This is a genomic window from Shewanella sp. 6_MG-2023, assembly GCF_030547195.1.
GTDB lineage: Bacteria > Pseudomonadota > Gammaproteobacteria > Enterobacterales > Shewanellaceae > Shewanella.
Genome location: NZ_JAUOQU010000075.1, coordinates 1 through 1,227, shown reverse-complemented (window position 1 = coordinate 1,227; position 1,227 = coordinate 1). Strand labels below are relative to the sequence as shown.

The window sequence follows — 1,227 nt, the reverse complement described above, 5'->3', positions numbered from 1 at the left end:
CAGCATGTTAATAAACGGTGACCTTCCTACAGAGGACTTTCACCTCATTAGTTCATGCCCATGCTGGGCGTACACAAAGCCATCAATTTGACCGCCTTACGCTGCGCTTCAGTCGGCAAATTATGGCGGCGTTATAACGATAAGGAGCATCGGTGCAAACTTTAACTAAAAAGAATATCCCGTTTATATTTCTTGCAGTTATTTCTGTTTTCTGGGCTTTTTACTATCAAAGCTCCAATGCGCTTAACGGATATGGCGTAGAAAAATCAGAATGGCTTTTGCTAATCGATGGTTTACTTGTCTTACCTATTTTATGCTTTTGGTTTGTAAAAGATAAGAAAGAAGCCGCTATCAAAGCTGTTGCCTATAGCTGTTTAATTATTTTGCTAGGCAGCTTTGTAATTCCTGAAAGTTCCAAGGTTGTATGGCCTTACCTTGAATCATTGCGCTATCTTGCTATAGCTGCGTTTATCGTTTTAGAAATCACCACTATTTTGACCGTATTTTTTGCTATCAAAGCTTCTCTTACCAAAGATCAAGATCCAGATTTGGCTATATCAAAACCAATAGAAAGAATTTTAGGTAAAGGTGCTATAAGCTCTTTACTCTCTTTTGAGGCGCGAGTTTGGACATACGCGTTATTTTCTAAAAAGATAAGGCAACAAAGTTTTATTGGAGATAGTCATTTTAGCTGTCATAAAAAAGATGGCGCTCAAAGCAATCAATTAGGCTTTATTTTAATGATTTTATTTGAACTACCCGTAATGCATTTGTTGTTACATTTCTTATGGTCACCGTTTGCTGCTAATTTCATAACGGCTTTAACTCTTCTTGGTTTAGTGTTTTTTATTGCAGAGTATAAAGCCATTGCAATTAGACCTATTTCAATTCTTCAGGACAGCATTATAGTGAGGTATGGTGTTTGGAATCCATTAAGGATTGCTTTAAGTGAAATTGCTCACGTTCAACCGAATGCAATTTTCATACGTCGGTCAAGTAATGTTAATAGATTCAATTTGGCTGGTAATCCAAATATTGAGATCAAGCTTAATTCGGGTAAGCTCATATATTTAGGCGTAGATTCACCCAATGAATTTCTAATGACTATAGAAAAATATCGAGAAAAATCGTTATAATAGGGTAGCCGGAAGTATCTAGCCTCCAGCCCCCACACCACCCTGCATGCGGCTCCGCACAGGGCGGTTCCCAAAGACTTTCAGAACAGGT

General features: G+C 38.0%; 1 protein-coding gene. It reads left to right on the top strand.

All coding sequences use genetic code 11. From position 1 onward, the window contains the following. The first annotated feature begins 152 nt into the window (after positions 1 to 152). Positions 153 to 1,136 (top strand): hypothetical protein, encoded by a 984-nt coding sequence (locus Q4533_RS19595; RefSeq protein WP_102532123.1) that lies wholly within the window; start codon positions 153 to 155, stop codon positions 1,134 to 1,136. Positions 1,137 to 1,227: the final 91 nt, after the last annotated feature.